Here is a 16,145-nt window from a genome sequence, read left to right on the forward strand (position 1 = left end):
TGGAAACCCATTACGAACAAAATTTGTTCAATTAATTTACCGCACAGCCAAACGACTAATGCTTAAACACTAACTCAAGGTAAGCAGCAATCTGGCGAGTCGAACGCGCCGTATCAATACCTCCTGATAAACTTCCTCTCAACCACATGCCGTCAATTAACGCCGCCATGGTTTGCGCAACTTCTCGCGCTTTATGTATTTCAAACGCTTCTTTAAGAATCACAACCAAGGCCGTATGCAGGCGATGGTAGTAAACATTCTGCAAGCGATACAATGACGGTGTATGCATCGCCGATGCCCAAAAACCAGTCCATGCCTTTACCACCTGCGGGTGAGTTTGCGACTGGCTAAGGCTGGCATGAACCAATGCCATGACTTTTTCTTTAGAGGTCTTATCTTTAGCCTGCGAAACGTCTTTACGTAAGCCTGAAAAAAACTCTTTGATTAAGCTTTTCATCGTTTCTTCAAACAGACCGTTTTTACCACCAAAATAATGATTAATTATGGCTGGGGATACACCTGCATTTTTACCAATAATACTGACCGTTGCGCCCGAAAACCCGTGCTCATCGATCGCATCAATCGCAGCTTGTATTAGCTGAGGTTTTCGTATTTCTTGCATTCCCACTTTTGGCATTACGCATCCTTTTTTATTAAACAGGCGTTTAATGAAAACTATACTAGGCTGCTTTTACAATGAGGGTCAACCCTTGACAAATCAAAAACTTAGTACACTAAACAACTTAACTATATGATTTTAAAAAGAAAAATAACAAATGAAATAAATTTAAACTTTTCTTCAAGGCAGTCAATTGTCGGAAAGTTAAACTTTAAGGACGTTTTTTGAAGGCCTGTTTGTTTTTTGATCATTATAGTGCGATTTTTTAAGCTTTTGTTTAAAAAGCATTCGCGTACAAGATATAGTAAAAGAGGATCTGCCTAGATTAACAATAGAGTTCAAAATACTGATAGGAATCGAAAGAGAATGGATGAGCAAATGTCATGCTTTGATAAAGAGATCGAACGCACTAACAGCCAAAGTGATAAATGGAGCAAATACCCTCAAGATGTGATTCCACTGTGGGTCGCCGATATGGATTTTGAGTCACCAGATTGTATTAAACAAGCCCTCAGTGAGCGTCTTGATCATGGTGTCTTTGGCTATACCCACGCATCAAAAGGTCTAGAAGAAAACATCATTAAACACGCTGAACAGCGCTATAACTGGGAGCTTTCTAGGGCTCAAATCGTTCACCTACCAGGTCTAGTCTGCGCTTTGCACTTGGCGGTTAGAGCCTTCTCCAACGAAGGCGATAGCATCGTTGTTCCTAGCCCTATCTATCCTAATTTTAATAAGGCCGTTCTCAACGCCAATCGCGAGCTATCTCATGTCGAAATGCAAATAAAAAACGGCCGTTGGGTACCTGATATGCAGGCCTTCGAAGTCGCCTGCGCCCAACCGAATAGTAAGATGATTTTGCTGTGTAACCCGCACAATCCAGGTGGCACGGTTTATACCAAAGCAGAGCTGGAGGCGATTCATCAACTTGCCAAGCGTTATGACTTATTGGTAGTTAGTGACGAGATTCACTGCGATCTGATTCTCGATGATCTGCCTCACACGCCTTTTGCCAGCGTGAACGAAGACGCGGCGAACCGAACCATTACTTTAATGGCACCAAGCAAAACCTTTAATGTAGCAGGCTTAGGCTATGCCTTCGCAGTGATTGCCAATCCAACACTAAGATCCGCCTTTAACGACGCAAAAGCAGGGCTAGTGCCATACCCTAATTTACTCGGATTAACCGCAGCCAGTGCGGCATTCGCTGAAGGTCAAGATTGGCATAAATCACTGTTAACTTATCTTAAGAAAAACCGTGATCTGATCGAAGCTTGGCTGCCCAATACACCTCTTAAGATGGTGCATTTAGAAGCCACTTATTTAGCTTGGATTGATGTCTCAGCGCTACAACTTGATAACCCTCATCAATTCTTTTTAGCGGCAGGAATAGGAATTTCTGATGGAAAAGATTTTGGCAATCCTAACTATATTCGCCTAAACTTTGGGTGTCCTAAATCACGACTCGAAGACGCGATAAAGCGAATAAACAATGCTTTGAAAAAGCATAATTATCTATAGTTTCACTTTATTAAAAAGGAATTAGGTACGCATAATCGAGCCCCTTGGAGGTTATTATGATGACATTACCTATCGATACCTTTGTTGATAACTATATTGAGCACGCATCTGCCAATATGCGTGCTGACTTGCATGAGATAATTGCCATAATGCGCCTGATAGCTCCCAACGCGGAGCTTTCTTTTGACTTTGGTATCCCCTATTTCCAACAAGATTCTGAGCTACTATTTGGCGTTGCTGCCCGCGAAGATCATCTGTGTATTTATTTTAATGATTGCACTCAATTTTATTCATTTGCAGAGCGTTTAAACCATGCCCAATTTGGTGAAAACTGTCTAAGCTTTCATCGTCTTAATGATATTAATATCAACGTGTTTGCTGAACTTTTAAGTCAAATAAAAGTCCACTCAGTAAAGCGAGGGCGTGACCGATTAGCCCATTTGTTGCATTAATACCGGGGGACGTCTATTTAGCACTTTGTTTAACTAGGCGTTTGTTCACTACTTAAAGCCATGTTATTGATTAAAAGAGTGTTTTATTATAAAAACATAGAAAATAAACAGGTTAAAAATGTCATAACATTCGCACCTTGACCCGATAGGCACTCAGGCTAAATGATCGATTTTTCCTTACGTATTAGCATTTTTATATGTTTGCTCTGCCTGCTCATAATTTGGCAATGGAAAGCCCCTAGAACGCCCTTAAAACAATGGTCTTGGCGCTGCTTTCATAATCTGAGTTTGTTGTTATTAGGGGCTCTATGTGTCCGCCTCATCCAGCCATTACTGCTCTCTATTGTTGCTTTTATCAACTCAGGTGAAGGCCTGTTCAGCGTTTTCCAGCTTCACTATTGGGGGCAAATATTGCTTGGCATTGTCGCCTTAGATGCTCTCATTTATTGGCAACACCGCCTATTTCACCGTATTCCTTTACTTTGGCGCCTTCACCAAGTACATCATAGCGATCAAGCCTTAGACGTGAGTTCTGCGCTTCGTTTTCACCCTATCGAAATTCTGCTTTCGCTATGCATTAAGGCCATTGCAATTTTAGCTTTAGGCATTCCAGTAGAGGCGGTTTTAGCCTTCGATATACTGCTAAATGCCTGCGCTATGTTCAATCACACCAATGTTCGCCTCCCCCAATACGCTGAATCTGCCATCAAGCTATTCATCGTCACCCCAGACATGCATCGCATTCATCATTCGGTGCGTTTTAGCGAAACTAACAGCAACTATGGATTTTGCTTGAGCCTCTGGGATCGCATATTTCATAGTTATACAGAATGCGCTAAAGGTGGTGACGATCACATTCGAATCGGCTTACCAGGCCAAAAAAACAGGTTAGAAGCATCCATAAAGTCCCTATTATTGATGCCTTTCAAACCGCCTTCTACAGTCACACAAAAAACATCTCAACAGAATAAAACTTAGGAAAGACTATGAGCTATCACGACATAAACCACATTGAAATGCGCATCATCGGCTGCCTAATTGAAAAAGAAATCACCACACCTGATCAATATCCATTAAGCGTTAATGCTCTGGTCAATGCCTGTAATCAAAAATCCAACCGAGAACCGGTCACCAGCTACTCAGAGTTAGAAATCCAAGATGCCCTAGACACATTGGTTGAACGAGGCTTGGTCACTCAAGTCTCGGCTTCCAACAGCCGTGTCAGCAAATACCAACATCGCTTCTGCAACACAGAATTTTCTGACCTACAGCTCTCGCCAGGCGAATTAGCCGTCATTTGCTTATTGTTTGTCAGAGGAGCACAAACACCAGGTGAACTACGCTCTCGCAGTGGACGTTTGTACGATTTTCAAAACCGAGAAGAGGTTGAGCAGGCATTGCAAGCCTTACAAGAAAAAACTGGTGGGCCGTATGTACAACAGCTCGCTCGCGAGCCTGGAAAACGAGAATCTCGTTATCAAGAGTGTTTTTGTTCAACCTACCAAGCTGAAGTAAATACTATTACTGCCACGTCCGAAACAACCCATGAGGCATCACTTGAAGCACGCATCGAAACACTCGAAGCCTTAGTTTTCAGCTTATCTGAAAGATTAGCAAAGCTAGAAAATGACAGTGGACTATAATGACATTTAGCGTCAGACTTAGCCGCTTTTGAAGATAGTGCATATACCATCACAAGTGATATATGCACCCGCCTTATTACGTGAAAAGGAGAGTTCCATGAAACAAGTACGTTGGGGAATTATCGGTACCGGTAACATAGCACGCCTTTTTGCGAGTGACTTTCGTTATGCTAAATCTGGCGAACTCCGCGCTATCGCATCACGAGATAAAGCATCGGCAGACGCCTTCTCCGCCGAGTTTGATATTGAGCTCGCATTTGTTGACTACTTCTCATTGATTAACAGCCATGAAGTAGATGTTATTTATATTGCCACACCACACACATCCCATTACGATTTAACGAAAGCCTGCCTGTTGGCTGGTAAAGCGGTATTATGTGAAAAACCTTTCACCCTAAATGAAGCCCAATCAAAAGAGCTTTACGAACTTGCTGCCGCGCAACAGGTTTTCTTAATGGAAGCCATGTGGACCCGCTTTAACCCTGTTATCGAACAAACAATTGAATGGGTAGAAGAAGGCGAAATTGGCGATCTACATAGTATTCAAGCCAGCTTCAACTTTCTCGCTCCCACAGATCCAAACCACCGACTAATGAACCTAGAAATGGGGGGCGGTGCGCTGCTGGATATTGGTATTTACCCCGTGTTCCTCGCTCAACTTTTCCTTGGAAAACCTGACTTTATACAGAACCAAGCCGTAATTGGAGATACCGAAGTCGATGTGTTCGAACAAATTTTACTAGGCTGGGATAGTGGTCAGCTGGCGTCTTTAGAAGCATCATTGATTTCCTGTCACCCAAACCGTGCGATTTTGTCTGGCTCTAAAGGCTACATTGAAATTGATTCACAATGGTTCAAGGCGAGATCTTGTCGCCTTGTTTCTAATGAAAACCAAGAACGAGCTGTCGAATTTGATTTCCCTGGTGAAGGTTATCAATTCGAGGTTGATGAAGTAAATCGCTGTTTAATGGAAGGTTTGCTGGAGAGCCCTAATCACAGTTGGCAAGACAGTCTTGAGTTAATCTCTACGCTAGATGAAATTCGCCAAGATATAGGACTCTACTACCCAGGTGAACCAGAACTTCGCCACCCCGAAGAAGAGCTTCATGACCATCATCATGAACACCATCATCATAAGCACTAATCTTGTTGAAGCTTGTTTAACTTAACCGACAAGCCATGAAACTAATCACCTTCATGGCTTGTCGCACTCTAATAGCGACAATCTCCTGGCTAACCAAACACCCATTGGCTTAACCAAACACTGGCTGGAAGTGTCACCACACAGAGAATCGTTTGCAAGGTGATATAAGCCGCCATGCGCTCGGCATCTCCGCCTAGTTGTCGCGCTAAAGCATAGGCAGAAGTTGCGGTAGGCACCACACCGAATAAAATAGCCACCAGGGCTGGCAAGCCAGTCATCCCTAACCACCAGCACATTCCCCCAATTACTGCAGGAAACACCATAAAGCGAGCCATAGTCGACAATACAAATGTCATGCCCACAGAGCGAATCACATCCAATCGCACACTCGCGCCCACTGCTAAAAGCACCATGGGTAAAGCCGCCTTAGAAAGCAGTTCTGCCATATCAGAAATGACCGGCACGGGAGTCACTCCTAACAAGTTCAAACTGCTTCCTAGCACAATAGAGATAATTAAGGGGTTGCGGATCAAGGCACCACTTAAGAGTTTTGGCAAAGAAGGATAAACCTTACTACCCGCTTCATTTGCTGACGGTTTACCATGCATTAACACCATACTAACCACTAAAAATACGTTTACCGATGGGATCAGCACAGATGCACCCAATGCCGCATAAATTAGCCCTTCATTGCCATACAAGCTGCCAGCCAATGCAAGTACGATAAAGGTATTAAAACGCACCCCTGCTTGTAGCATGGATGACCCAGTGGGTGCTTTGGCTCCGACTAACCAAGCACTGGCAAAAGTAAACAGCGCGGTCACGATCAGGGCGCACAATAAAATCAGCGCATAACTTGCCAATAATGGATTAGAGAAATCTATTTGTGACGTTTTATAAAAAAGTAAAGCAGGAAACAGCAACCAATAGGTGAGCTTATCGACACCTTGCCAAAACCCTTCCATAGGAAAGCGGAAGCGTTGGCATAAAGCGCCGAGCATCAGTAACAAAAATATTGGAATTATCGCCATTGAAAGTGAAAACACACTGCATCCTTATTGTGACTAAAGCTCAACCTTTAGCATTTCATTAAACACCAATCTTGCTTGGCCAGCTGTTCGATAAACCAACTTAGCCCACGCCCTAGCTCTTCTCTTTTCCATACTAAATAAGCCACTTGATTAGGCCGTGGTATTTCACATTCGCGGATCACCAAACGACCAGTATTTACTGCCTCTCGAATTCTGTGTTTCGGCAAATACCCGACCCCTAAACCTGAACATTGCGCCTCTATTTTACTGCGCATAGTATCGACTTTTACCACTTGTCGGCTAGCGAAAATACCACTGTCGCGAGCCGGAAAAATTTTTGATGTATCTGACACCACAATCGCAGGGTAATCTCTTAACTGCGCGGCGCTAATTGGCGCCTCGAGCAAAGCTAACGGGTGTGAAGGAGACAAGGCGAAGACAAATTCGACCTCGCCTAAAATGCGAGTATGAAAATCGCCTTTAGGCCGCTCTCCTGTTGCCCCTATCACCAAGTCTACACGATCATCTTGTAATGCATCCCAAGCACCTCCGACAGCCTCCTCAGACAGAATCACTTCTACCGGTCGATCCTGTGATAAGAAATCCCCAACCACCGAAATCAGTGGTTCCTCTGACAATACCGTATCACGAGCAATTCTTAATCTTGGTTCCCACCCCGACTCTAATGCCATAACCGACTCTTCTAAACGCCGTGCGGCGTCTAAAATGGAGCGACCTCGCTCTAAAACCAGTAAGCCTGCCGGTGTTAAAACCGCTTTTTGACGGGAGCGATCAAAAAGCGGCACGCCCAGATCTTCTTCCAGCTTTTTAACCGTGTAGGTGAGTGCAGAAGGAACTTTAAATAAGGCCTCTGCGGCGGCGGCAAAGCTGCCGAGCTGATCAATCGCTTCTAGTACTCGAAGTGCCTCTAATGTGATCGCATTATTCATACCCTTCTCGCTTTGTTCAATTTTTTTGAAATAATAACTCAGAATCTTCTAATTTTCTTTTCAGCTACCGACTCATACACTCAGCACACAACACATAGAGCAAGCCTAAAAGAGATCGCCTAGCTCATATATCGACTATAGATGGAGTTCAATAATGATCACTATTCGCCATGCAAACGACCGAGGACATGCCAGCTTTGGCTGGCTAGAAAGCCGCCACACCTTTTCTTTCGGTAGTTATTACGACCCTCAACAAATGGGTTTTTCTCACCTTAGAGTCATTAATGACGACAAAGTGACACCCGGTGCGGGATTCGACACACATGGACACCAAGACATGGAGATTATCAGCTATGTCTTGCAAGGACGTATTGCCCATAAAGACAGCACTGGAAACATCAAAGAATTACCTGCAGGTGAATTCCAATTAATGTCAGCAGGCGAAGGAATTCTTCACAGCGAGTTTAATGCCTCAGATACAGAAGCATTGGCCTTCCTACAGATTTGGATTGAACCAAACGTCAGAGGGGGCAAACCAAGCTATCAACAAAAAGCCTTTGGAAAGCAACATGGTTTAACTAAAATCCTCACTCCTGACGGTCGTGATGGTACATTGAGCATTAAACAAAATTGCCAATTAGATCAACTTATTCTCGACTACAACAAACAGGAAACCATCACTATCCAACCTAGTCGAAACCTCTATATTCATCAAATCGAAGGTGAATTAACCCTACCAGATGGCACAGAATTAAGACCAGGGGATGGTGTAAAAGTCCGTTTCGAAGAGACCCTCACCTTGAAAAACATCAAACAAATTCAAGCAAAGGCGCTCGTTTTTGATCTTGCTTGATGGCCGCTAATACTCACGGATGAGAAGAGAACGTCAGAGGCTCTGCCTCGCTTTTATGATCACTTTAAAACAGAGCGAAAGAATCGACTTAAAACACTAATTTATTGCTTGATCCGTTACTGTCTTATTTTCTTTACAGCTATTCCACATTTTCCCATCTTAGTGCATTGTATTTTGTGCTAAATACGGCAGAATGGATTGCTTGTTCAAGCAAGTAACACGCGTTATTTTTCCTTATAGCGGTAACGCTGTGAGTCATTCTAAAAGGACCCCGTAACTATCATGTTTAAGCATTTAAAAGCCGTTTCTGGCGACCCTCTTTTAGCCCTTATCGTTGCCCACAAACAAGACACAAACCCAAACAAAATTGACTTGGGTGTGGGTGTCTACAAAGACGACAATGGCGCGACCCCAGTTCTCAGCAGTGTGAAAAAAGCAGAAGCCATTTTGCTTGAACAAGAAGATTCTAAAAGCTATCTCGGTATTTACGGTGCAGCAGAGTTCGAAGCCATTATCCAAAATTTAATTCTTGGTGAAGGCAATCCATTGATTGCGTCTGAACGTGTTCGTTCAACACAAACACCTGGTGGTACTGGTGCGCTTAAAGTGGCAGCAGATTTCATTAGCGCTAATTTAAAAGACGCGCGCTTGTGGGTCAGCGATCCAACATGGGGAAATCACCAATCCATCTTTAATTCTGCTGGCGTTGAAGTAAAGTCCTACCCTTACTATGACCCTAAAACCAATGGCTTGCGCTTCGACGATATGATGGCAACCCTAAAAGCCGAAGTAAAAGAAGGCGATGTGTTATTGCTTCATGCTTGCTGCCATAACCCAACGGGGATCGACTTACAGCAAGGGCACTGGGAAGTATTAACGAATTTCGTCAATGAGCGTGGTTTATTGCCTCTGGTTGATGCTGCTTATCAAGGCTTTGGCGATGGTTTAGACGAAGACTTAGCGGGTCTGCGCCATATGGCCGCAAATGTAAAAAATATCTTGATTGCGAATTCGTTCTCGAAAAACTTTGGCATTTACCGCGAACGCTGTGGCGGTTTAAGCATCATGGCGGAAAACAAAGACGAAGCGAACGCTGCTTTCTCTATTGTCGGCCAAGCAATTCGCGCCAACTACTCTATGCCCCCAGCACACGGCGCGGCGGTTGTTTATACCATTATGAGTCGTCCCGAGTTAAAAGCAGAGTGGGAACAAGAAGTAACTGAAATGCGTAACCGCATCAATGGTTTGCGTGAAAAGCTAGTGGCTAAATTAGCCGCTTCTGGGGTCAGCAAAGACTTTAGCTTCATTAAAGATCAACGCGGTATGTTCTCTTACTCTGGCTTAACGCTCGAGCAAGTACGTACTTTGCGCAGCGATTACTCAATTTATATTGCCGATACCGGTCGCATGAGTATTTCTGGTGTCAGTGATAACAACATTGATTACTTATGTGAAAGCATCGCGAAAGTAGTGGGCTAATTCGTCTTCTATTTAGCGCTGGCTAGCAATATAAAAAAACGCGAATAAGCTCCCCTTATTCGCGTTTTTTTATTCACCTAAAAGCCCAGCTAACCCCTTGTTTAATGCAGGGTATGAGGCTTGTTAGCTTGTTCTGACATTGGAATTTCCGGATGGTTAAATTGCGCCAAGCGAAGAATAGAAGACTCTATATTATCCCGCCAGAACTGAATTTCTTCTTCGACCATGCTTTCTAACTTTTTCCAGCCAGCTTCGCTGCCAAATAAGCGCACTGCAGCCAGAACATCATCATAGAACTCTCGATTTGTTTCATCCAAACCAAGACCAATAAGACGAGAACCTCGCATAAAGCCAACACACCATTCTTCCACTAGAATGTGGCTCTCACCCTCTTCCATTTCTTGCTCTAAATAAACAGGATACAGGTCTCCATGGACCAGAGTATTCATGGTTTCCATATACATGATCAGTACAAGGCTAAGGAATTCGTCTTCTTCCTCTGAAGAGCCCCACTTAGGCTGATCTTCATTGGCGCCCCAAATAGCACTCAACCAGAAATCAGGAGACAGTTCTTGCGAAGAGCAGCCGATTGCGGTTAAAAAGCCATCCAATTCTGACACACAAAGAATAGATCTATCCGTTCCAAGCGTAGACAAATAATGGTCTAGACGCTCATAAAGCGCCTCTTCACTGATGACGTTAAGATCTTCATTATCAGACATGTAATAGCATTCCACTTTGTTGCTGGTTTCTCTAAGTGTAACCCGCCTTGCCAAGACTTGCTGATGAAACACTCAAATTTGATCCACAGAGGGGCGTTCACTCCCACAAGGGACGAAAAACGCCTCTCTAAAGAAAGCACTTTTCTCTACTAAACTTCAACAATGGCTAGGTTGCCATAGGTTTCTAGCCAATGTTTACGGTCTCCTGAACGTTTTTTAGACAACAATTTATCCAGAAGTTCGCCTGTGTCTAAAGGGTCTTCCATGGTTAGCTGGATCAACCGGCGAGTATCAGGAGCCATTGTCGTTTCACGCAACTGAGCAGGGTTCATCTCACCCAAGCCTTTGAAACGCTGAACGTTAGGCGTACCGCGTTTGTTCTCTGCCTGCATTTTATGCAAAATAATGTCTTTTTCTTCATCATCCAAGGCATAAGAAACTTCTTTCCCTAAGTCTATTCGGTACAATGGAGGCATAGCCACAAACACGTGCCCAGCTTTCACAAGACTTGAAAAATGACGTACAAATAAAGCGCACAATAGGGTAGCAATATGCAACCCATCGGAATCGGCATCCGCTAATATACAAATTTTTCCATACCGCAATCCGCTCAAACTTTCTTCGCCAGGGTCCACTCCCAAAGCAACAGAAATATCGTGAATCTCCTGCGAACCCAGTACCAAGCTAGAGTCGACTTCCCAAGAGTTTAAAATTTTACCTCGCAAAGGCAGAATGGCCTGAAAATCTTTGTCTCGCGCTTGCTTTGCAGAGCCACCTGCTGAGTCCCCTTCTACTAAGAAGAGTTCACTGCGGCTAGAATCTTGTCCAGAACAATCCGCCAACTTACCTGGTAAAGCAGGACCTTGAGTAATTTTTTTACGCACCACTTTTTTACTGGCTTTTAACCGTTTTTGTGCGCTATTAATCACTAAATCGGCAATTTTCTTGCCATCTTCCACATGCTTATTCAACCATAAACTGAACGCATCTTTGGCCGTCGCAGAAATAAACGGCACAATCTGACGAGAGGATAAGCGTTCTTTCGTTTGCCCAGAGAATTGTGGCTCTTGAATTTTTGCTGACAGCACATAACTACAACGATCCCAAATATCCTCTGCCGTCAGTTTAACGCTGCGTGGTAATAGATTATGGAACTCACAGAATTCACGAATCGCTTCCAATAAACCAGTACGTAAGCCATTTACGTGAGTGCCGCCTTGTGCCGTAGGAATAAGGTTAACATAGCTCTCTGTTACCAGTTCTCCACCCTCTGGCAGCCACTGCACAGCCCAATCGACACCTTGCGTTTTTTCAGTTAAGCCACCTAAAAAAGGTTCGTCTGGCAACAGCTCAAACCCTTCATTAGCTTGCGCCAAATACTCTTTTAATCCGTCCTGATAAAACCACTCTTCACGGGCTTCTTCAGTACCGCTCTGGTCGATGAAAATCACATGTAAACCAGAGCACAAAACAGCTTTGGCTTTTAATAAGTGCTTAAGACGAGATAATGAGTATTTTGGACTATCAAAATACTTACCGTCAGCGGAGAATTTCACTTTTGTGCCGGTGTTTTTCTTACCCACGGTACCAATTTCGGCCAGTTCAGAGGTTTTAAAACCATCCGCAAAACCAATGTGGTAATGTTTGCCATTACGCTTCACAAACACTTCTAATGAGGTGGATAAGGCGTTAACAACAGACACACCAACACCGTGCAGACCACCAGAAAACTGGTAATTGTCACCGGAGAATTTACCACCAGCATGAAGTTTAGTCAGAATCAATTCTACCCCCGACACGCCTTCTTCTGGATGAATATCCACCGGCATACCACGGCCATTATCTTCTACGCTAACAGAGCCATCTTTATAAAGAATCACTTCTATACGGTCAGCATGCCCTGCTAACGCCTCATCTACTGAGTTATCAATAACCTCTTGCGCTAAGTGGTTAGGGCGCGTGGTGTCGGTATACATTCCTGGACGTTTTTGTACTGGCTCTAAGCCACTCAACACTTCTATCGATCCGGCGTTATATTCTTTAGCAGACATGCGTATTTGTTCTTCCAAATTGAGATTACGATACTAAGATAAAATACTGTATCGAGTTAGGATGTAAATAAGATGATCTAGAGTCTATCACTGGAGTTGAAGCCTGTGAAATAGACCTGTTACTTAGTGACTATAATTACTCAGAGATTCCAGCAAAGCGCAAAATATCCGCACTAAAACGTTCAAATCCGACAAATCGATGATCACCATTTTTTTCTTGGGTTAGCTTAGCGGTTTGCGAAAAGACCTGTCGCGCCATTCGATAATCCAAAACTTCATCACCTTCTTGCAGCATTAACCAATACCGCTCTGGTGTCGGATTTGACACCGCTAAGGCGGTTAACTCATCCATATGACGTTGAGTTAATTCATAGTGCTCATCCGTGTAAGGGTTATATTGAGGACCTAGATAATCCAGCAATAACGTGGGTGCTTGTACCGCTGGGTTGACTAATATCGCTTTCAGCTGAAATTTTTCGGCCAAGTAACTGGCATAAAACCCACCCAGTGAACTGCCAATTAAGGTGATGCTGGCACTAGGATACATCGTCATACGAGTGCGAATCAGTTTTTCCAATAGCATGATTGCTTGCGCTGGCTGCCATGGCAAGCGTGGCGAAATAAAGCAATCACTTACCCCCATAGCCTCTATTGCCGAGCTTAACACCGAGGCTTTATGAGAACGCTCTGAGCTATTAAATCCATGGATATAGAGCAAGCTGTTCAATGCGCTCCCCTCTTTACTGATGTGTTATCAATTGAAAAATAAGGATATTTTCCCTGAAAAAGACCCAATTTAGGCAAATTGGAAGTAAGGCGTCTCGTAAAGGCGATGCCCATGCTTAAGGCATAATTCTAACAGATCAGACAACTGTTGATTTAAGCGGAACTTTTCGTCTCTATGGTACATATCACCATTAGGGTATGGATAGCTGCCGCGATATTGGCGATGTCCATCCGTTATCTCAGCAATGCCCACGTCGTGATATAAGCGAATCGTCATAGCAAGCTTATTATCAAACAGTAATGCATTACTAGTGTGTGCGCCGAACTCTAATAACACTTCGGTGGTAAATCGGCTTTCTTTACTAAGAGATAAATGCAATCGGCTCTCTTGATCGCCAGCACTATGAATCGAAAAATGCCATGTATCTTCTTCCTCGTGCCCACGCATCAGTTTAGCCACACGGCGATAATTCAACTCGCCGAGCAGCTGTAAACTGGATAAATCAGGGACATACTGTTTTGACATTTTTTCTGTTACCTCGGTCATTTTTGTGATGTATTTCCTTCTCTTAGTACATCTTTTAAAGGCGTATTTGTCGCTTTCATGGCTTTCAGTTGCTGTACCATTCTGCTGTCTTTATCGTGCCAGTATAGATTAAACCAAGCAAAGAAGTCTTCACGATCACTCGTTGCTGCCTGATAAGTCGGTTGCAACATAGATTCAGGCAATGCCACGTCTCTTACTATTAGCTGCGCCTCAGTTAAACGACCGCAGAGCAAATCCCAAAATGAAATATTTTTCTGGCCATATAAAACATTGATGTCTGTGAGACGAGAGAACTTTCCTGGCATCGCTTGTAATACCAAACTGACACCACCCGCTTTAGGCTTCAATAAGCAGTGATAAGGCACTCCTTGTTGACGGTGTTTTTTAGGCGAAAATCGAGTGCCCTCTACAAAGCTTAGCACCGAGTTAGGACGCTGCATAAAACGTTCACAAGATTGTCTCGTGGTTGCTAAATCTTTGCCTTTAAGATGTGGTGATTTTTGCAGTTTAGCTTTACTGTAGCGTTTCATAAAAGGAAACCCCATCAACCAAGCCGCCGATCCAACCAAAGGCAACCAGAACAATATCTGTTTTATGAACACTCTAGGCAATGGGCGACGCCCATTTAGTTGGGCTAAAATAATATACACATCCGCCCAAGAGCGGTGATTTGCCACCATTAAATGCCAATGCTCAAAATCTTTCTGCATACTTTCATCAAGCTGCCAATACACCCCCAGCACCCTCTGAAACCACCATTCATTGGTACTGATCCAACCTGAAAAGCAGACATCATAAAGTTTCTCTGTGCGCGCTAAACTGCGCTTTTTCTGCCAAAGGCGAGAAACCGCAAATACATGCATCAAACCAGCCCAAAACAACACATTGCCACACATAAAGCAGAAGGACATCACTCCAATTAAGGGGTGAATCAGGGTGAATCTTCCTAACGCCAAAGAATGAATTCGCTTCATTTTCTATCAACACCAACGCTTAACTAGCTTAGCTTTGTTTAATGCAAACCACTGCAACCCCATGATAGTACTTGCATTCTCGACATCAGTATCAAGCAAAGCAATCGCCTCATCTGCAGTCATTAGGTGCAGGCGAATATCTTCATTTTCTTCATCTAAACCATGGGTACGATTCACATCGACGCTCGTGGCATCAAATTCGCCAGCATACATGCGTAAATACTCAACTAAACCACCAGGAGAAGGGACAAACTTAAACAGGTATTCGAGACGCTTCACAATCACCCCCGCCTCTTCCAACGATTCGCGGCGAGCAACCTCTTCATCACTTTCCCCTGCTTCGACCATGCCAGCCACCAACTCAATCAACCAAGGTGATTCACTCTTAGGCAAACTTGGACGAAACTGCTCAATCAACAACACTTTATCCGCCACAGGGTCAAACAATAATACGCACACAGCATCACCACGCACCATCATTTCACGAGTCATGGGCTGACTCCATTCACCGTTAAATTTTTTGTGTCGCAGGGTCAGCTTATGCATTTCGAAAAAGCCTTTGTAGACGCATTCATCATCGATGACATCCACATCTTGCTGACTATAAACAGGTTTAAAAGCCATAATTACTCATCCTATTTCGTGGCGTGTTAATATCTCATATCAGCTGCAATCAAATCACAACCAAGCGAGTGTTGGAATTTAGATGACGCTATCAAATCAACAAGGTATGCTCATTTATTGATTTAAGGAGACAAATTCATGGAAGTCGTCCGTTGCCATTGGTGTTTAGGCTCACCAGAGTACATTCGCTATCATGATAATGAATGGGGGAAACCTGTTTATGATGACCAGACGTTATTTGAGTATATTGTACTCGAAAGCGCTCAAGCAGGTCTAAGCTGGATTACTATTTTACGCAAACGCGAAGGCTATCGAGCGGCATTTCATCAATTTGATCCCAGCAAAGTCGCTGCCATGAGCGAACAAGACGTTGAGCGCCTAGTACTCAACCCCGCCATTGTTCGTCATCGTGGGAAAATCAGCGCAACCATTAAGAACGCTCAGGCTTTTCTCGCCGTGGCAGAAGAATTTGGCTCATTCAGTGACTATTACTGGTCTTTTAGCGATCATTGTATAATCGACAATAAAGTGCAAACGATGAAAGATGTGCCCGCTACTACGGCACTATCAAGCCGCATCGCAAAAGACATGAAAAAACGCGGTTTTCATTTTTTCGGCGCGACCACTTGCTATGCGTTTATGCAAGCCACTGGGATGGTCAATGACCACCTAGAAAACTGCTCTGCACGCCCTTAAAATATGGCATAAGCACCTTGATTTTACTAATGTTTCCTATTGCCTTACCGATAACAAGGTAAACCTTATACGGCGGCAAAGACGCGCTATACGCAACACTCTACACTCACTCT

17 protein-coding genes are annotated in these 16,145 nt (G+C 43.7%); 8 read left to right on the plus strand and 9 right to left on the minus strand.

The window, feature by feature from the left end; genetic code table 11:
- Positions 1 to 55 precede the first annotated feature (55 nt).
- The gene (betI, locus tag DFP81_RS05185) at positions 56 to 637 is read right to left on the minus strand and encodes a transcriptional regulator BetI (RefSeq protein WP_115896711.1); all 582 of its coding nucleotides are present in this window, start codon (positions 635 to 637) and stop codon (positions 56 to 58) included.
- A 348-nt stretch (positions 638 to 985) separates the two neighbouring features.
- Between betI and DFP81_RS05190 the strand changes: the two genes are divergently transcribed.
- The 5 genes from DFP81_RS05190 (at position 986) to DFP81_RS05210 (ending at position 5,379) form a co-directional block, all read left to right on the plus strand.
- A complete protein-coding gene (locus tag DFP81_RS05190; protein WP_115896712.1) occupies positions 986 to 2,140 on the plus strand; it encodes a MalY/PatB family protein in 1,155 nt (384 codons plus the stop codon).
- 56 nt (positions 2,141 to 2,196) lie between these two features.
- A complete protein-coding gene (locus DFP81_RS05195) occupies positions 2,197 to 2,592 on the plus strand; it encodes a DUF1801 domain-containing protein (RefSeq protein WP_115896713.1) in 396 nt (131 codons plus the stop codon).
- A 162-nt stretch (positions 2,593 to 2,754) separates the two neighbouring features.
- A complete protein-coding gene (locus DFP81_RS05200) occupies positions 2,755 to 3,570 on the plus strand; it encodes a sterol desaturase family protein (RefSeq protein WP_115896714.1) in 816 nt (271 codons plus the stop codon).
- Between the two features lie 8 nt (positions 3,571 to 3,578).
- The gene (locus tag DFP81_RS05205; protein ID WP_115896715.1) at positions 3,579 to 4,235 is read left to right on the plus strand and encodes a YceH family protein; all 657 of its coding nucleotides are present in this window, start codon (positions 3,579 to 3,581) and stop codon (positions 4,233 to 4,235) included.
- A 97-nt stretch (positions 4,236 to 4,332) separates the two neighbouring features.
- Positions 4,333 to 5,379, plus strand: a complete 1,047-nt coding sequence (locus DFP81_RS05210) for a Gfo/Idh/MocA family protein (RefSeq protein ID WP_115896716.1) — start codon at positions 4,333 to 4,335, stop codon at positions 5,377 to 5,379.
- An 89-nt stretch (positions 5,380 to 5,468) separates the two neighbouring features.
- Here DFP81_RS05210 and DFP81_RS05215 read toward each other — a convergent pair whose 3' ends face one another.
- Positions 5,469 to 6,425: an AEC family transporter gene (locus tag DFP81_RS05215; RefSeq protein ID WP_115896717.1), complete on the minus strand. Its 957-nt coding sequence runs from the start codon at positions 6,423 to 6,425 to the stop codon at positions 5,469 to 5,471.
- 32 nt (positions 6,426 to 6,457) lie between these two features.
- The gene (locus DFP81_RS05220) at positions 6,458 to 7,360 is read right to left on the minus strand and encodes a LysR family transcriptional regulator (RefSeq protein WP_115896718.1); all 903 of its coding nucleotides are present in this window, start codon (positions 7,358 to 7,360) and stop codon (positions 6,458 to 6,460) included.
- Between the two features lie 154 nt (positions 7,361 to 7,514).
- Between DFP81_RS05220 and DFP81_RS05225 the strand changes: the two genes are divergently transcribed.
- Positions 7,515 to 8,213 (plus strand): pirin family protein, encoded by a 699-nt coding sequence (locus tag DFP81_RS05225; RefSeq protein ID WP_115896719.1) that lies wholly within the window; start codon positions 7,515 to 7,517, stop codon positions 8,211 to 8,213.
- Positions 8,214 to 8,495: 282 nt separating this feature from the next.
- Positions 8,496 to 9,692 (plus strand): amino acid aminotransferase, encoded by a 1,197-nt coding sequence (locus DFP81_RS05230; RefSeq protein ID WP_115896720.1) that lies wholly within the window; start codon positions 8,496 to 8,498, stop codon positions 9,690 to 9,692.
- A gap of 101 nt (positions 9,693 to 9,793) precedes the next feature.
- Here the strand turns inward: DFP81_RS05230 and DFP81_RS05235 are convergent, their stop codons facing one another.
- From DFP81_RS05235 to DFP81_RS05260, 6 genes are all read right to left on the minus strand, one after another.
- The gene (locus DFP81_RS05235; RefSeq protein WP_115896721.1) at positions 9,794 to 10,414 is read right to left on the minus strand and encodes a UPF0149 family protein; all 621 of its coding nucleotides are present in this window, start codon (positions 10,412 to 10,414) and stop codon (positions 9,794 to 9,796) included.
- A gap of 149 nt (positions 10,415 to 10,563) precedes the next feature.
- Positions 10,564 to 12,465 carry a DNA topoisomerase IV subunit B gene (gene parE, locus DFP81_RS05240; protein WP_115896722.1) on the minus strand — a complete coding sequence of 634 codons (1,902 nt, stop codon included), beginning with the start codon at positions 12,463 to 12,465 and terminating at the stop codon, positions 10,564 to 10,566.
- A 136-nt stretch (positions 12,466 to 12,601) separates the two neighbouring features.
- Positions 12,602 to 13,192, minus strand: a complete 591-nt coding sequence (locus DFP81_RS05245) for a YqiA/YcfP family alpha/beta fold hydrolase (protein WP_115896723.1) — start codon at positions 13,190 to 13,192, stop codon at positions 12,602 to 12,604.
- A gap of 69 nt (positions 13,193 to 13,261) precedes the next feature.
- Positions 13,262 to 13,738, minus strand: a complete 477-nt coding sequence (locus DFP81_RS05250; RefSeq protein ID WP_115896724.1) for a DUF1249 domain-containing protein — start codon at positions 13,736 to 13,738, stop codon at positions 13,262 to 13,264.
- The gene (locus tag DFP81_RS05255; RefSeq protein ID WP_115896725.1) at positions 13,735 to 14,712 is read right to left on the minus strand and encodes an acetyltransferase; all 978 of its coding nucleotides are present in this window, start codon (positions 14,710 to 14,712) and stop codon (positions 13,735 to 13,737) included. Before DFP81_RS05255 ends, DFP81_RS05250 begins: the two co-directional genes overlap by 4 nt.
- A 6-nt stretch (positions 14,713 to 14,718) precedes the next feature.
- The gene (locus tag DFP81_RS05260) at positions 14,719 to 15,336 is read right to left on the minus strand and encodes an NUDIX domain-containing protein (protein ID WP_115896726.1); all 618 of its coding nucleotides are present in this window, start codon (positions 15,334 to 15,336) and stop codon (positions 14,719 to 14,721) included.
- 138 nt (positions 15,337 to 15,474) lie between these two features.
- Here DFP81_RS05260 and DFP81_RS05265 point away from each other — a divergent pair, with 138 nt between their 5' ends.
- Entirely contained in the window at positions 15,475 to 16,032 is a 558-nt protein-coding gene (locus DFP81_RS05265; RefSeq protein WP_115896727.1) for a DNA-3-methyladenine glycosylase I, read from the plus strand.
- The last annotated feature ends 113 nt before the right edge of the window (positions 16,033 to 16,145 follow it).

It is taken from the genome of Marinomonas pollencensis (assembly GCF_003387375.1).
Taxonomy (GTDB): domain Bacteria; phylum Pseudomonadota; class Gammaproteobacteria; order Pseudomonadales; family Marinomonadaceae; genus Marinomonas; species Marinomonas pollencensis.

What these genes read in the sequence shown, in the direction of transcription:
- DFP81_RS05190 (WP_115896712.1), top strand. Translation starts at nt 986, where the DNA reads ATGGATGAGCAAATGTCATGCTTTGATAAAGAGATCGAACGCACTAAC.
- DFP81_RS05265 (WP_115896727.1), top strand. Translation starts at nt 15,475, where the DNA reads ATGGAAGTCGTCCGTTGCCATTGGTGTTTAGGCTCACCAGAGTACATT.
- DFP81_RS05225 (WP_115896719.1), top strand. Translation starts at nt 7,515, where the DNA reads ATGATCACTATTCGCCATGCAAACGACCGAGGACATGCCAGCTTTGGC.
- DFP81_RS05255 (WP_115896725.1), bottom strand. Translation starts at nt 14,712, where the DNA reads ATGAAGCGAATTCATTCTTTGGCGTTAGGAAGATTCACCCTGATTCAC.
- DFP81_RS05230 (WP_115896720.1), top strand. Translation starts at nt 8,496, where the DNA reads ATGTTTAAGCATTTAAAAGCCGTTTCTGGCGACCCTCTTTTAGCCCTT.
- DFP81_RS05260 (WP_115896726.1), bottom strand. Translation starts at nt 15,336, where the DNA reads ATGGCTTTTAAACCTGTTTATAGTCAGCAAGATGTGGATGTCATCGAT.
- DFP81_RS05205 (WP_115896715.1), top strand. Translation starts at nt 3,579, where the DNA reads ATGAGCTATCACGACATAAACCACATTGAAATGCGCATCATCGGCTGC.
- betI (WP_115896711.1), bottom strand. Translation starts at nt 637, where the DNA reads ATGCCAAAAGTGGGAATGCAAGAAATACGAAAACCTCAGCTAATACAA.
- DFP81_RS05235 (WP_115896721.1), bottom strand. Translation starts at nt 10,414, where the DNA reads ATGTCTGATAATGAAGATCTTAACGTCATCAGTGAAGAGGCGCTTTAT.
- DFP81_RS05210 (WP_115896716.1), top strand. Translation starts at nt 4,333, where the DNA reads ATGAAACAAGTACGTTGGGGAATTATCGGTACCGGTAACATAGCACGC.
- DFP81_RS05220 (WP_115896718.1), bottom strand. Translation starts at nt 7,360, where the DNA reads ATGAATAATGCGATCACATTAGAGGCACTTCGAGTACTAGAAGCGATT.
- parE (WP_115896722.1), bottom strand. Translation starts at nt 12,465, where the DNA reads ATGTCTGCTAAAGAATATAACGCCGGATCGATAGAAGTGTTGAGTGGC.
- DFP81_RS05195 (WP_115896713.1), top strand. Translation starts at nt 2,197, where the DNA reads ATGATGACATTACCTATCGATACCTTTGTTGATAACTATATTGAGCAC.
- DFP81_RS05200 (WP_115896714.1), top strand. Translation starts at nt 2,755, where the DNA reads ATGATCGATTTTTCCTTACGTATTAGCATTTTTATATGTTTGCTCTGC.
- DFP81_RS05250 (WP_115896724.1), bottom strand. Translation starts at nt 13,738, where the DNA reads ATGACCGAGGTAACAGAAAAAATGTCAAAACAGTATGTCCCTGATTTA.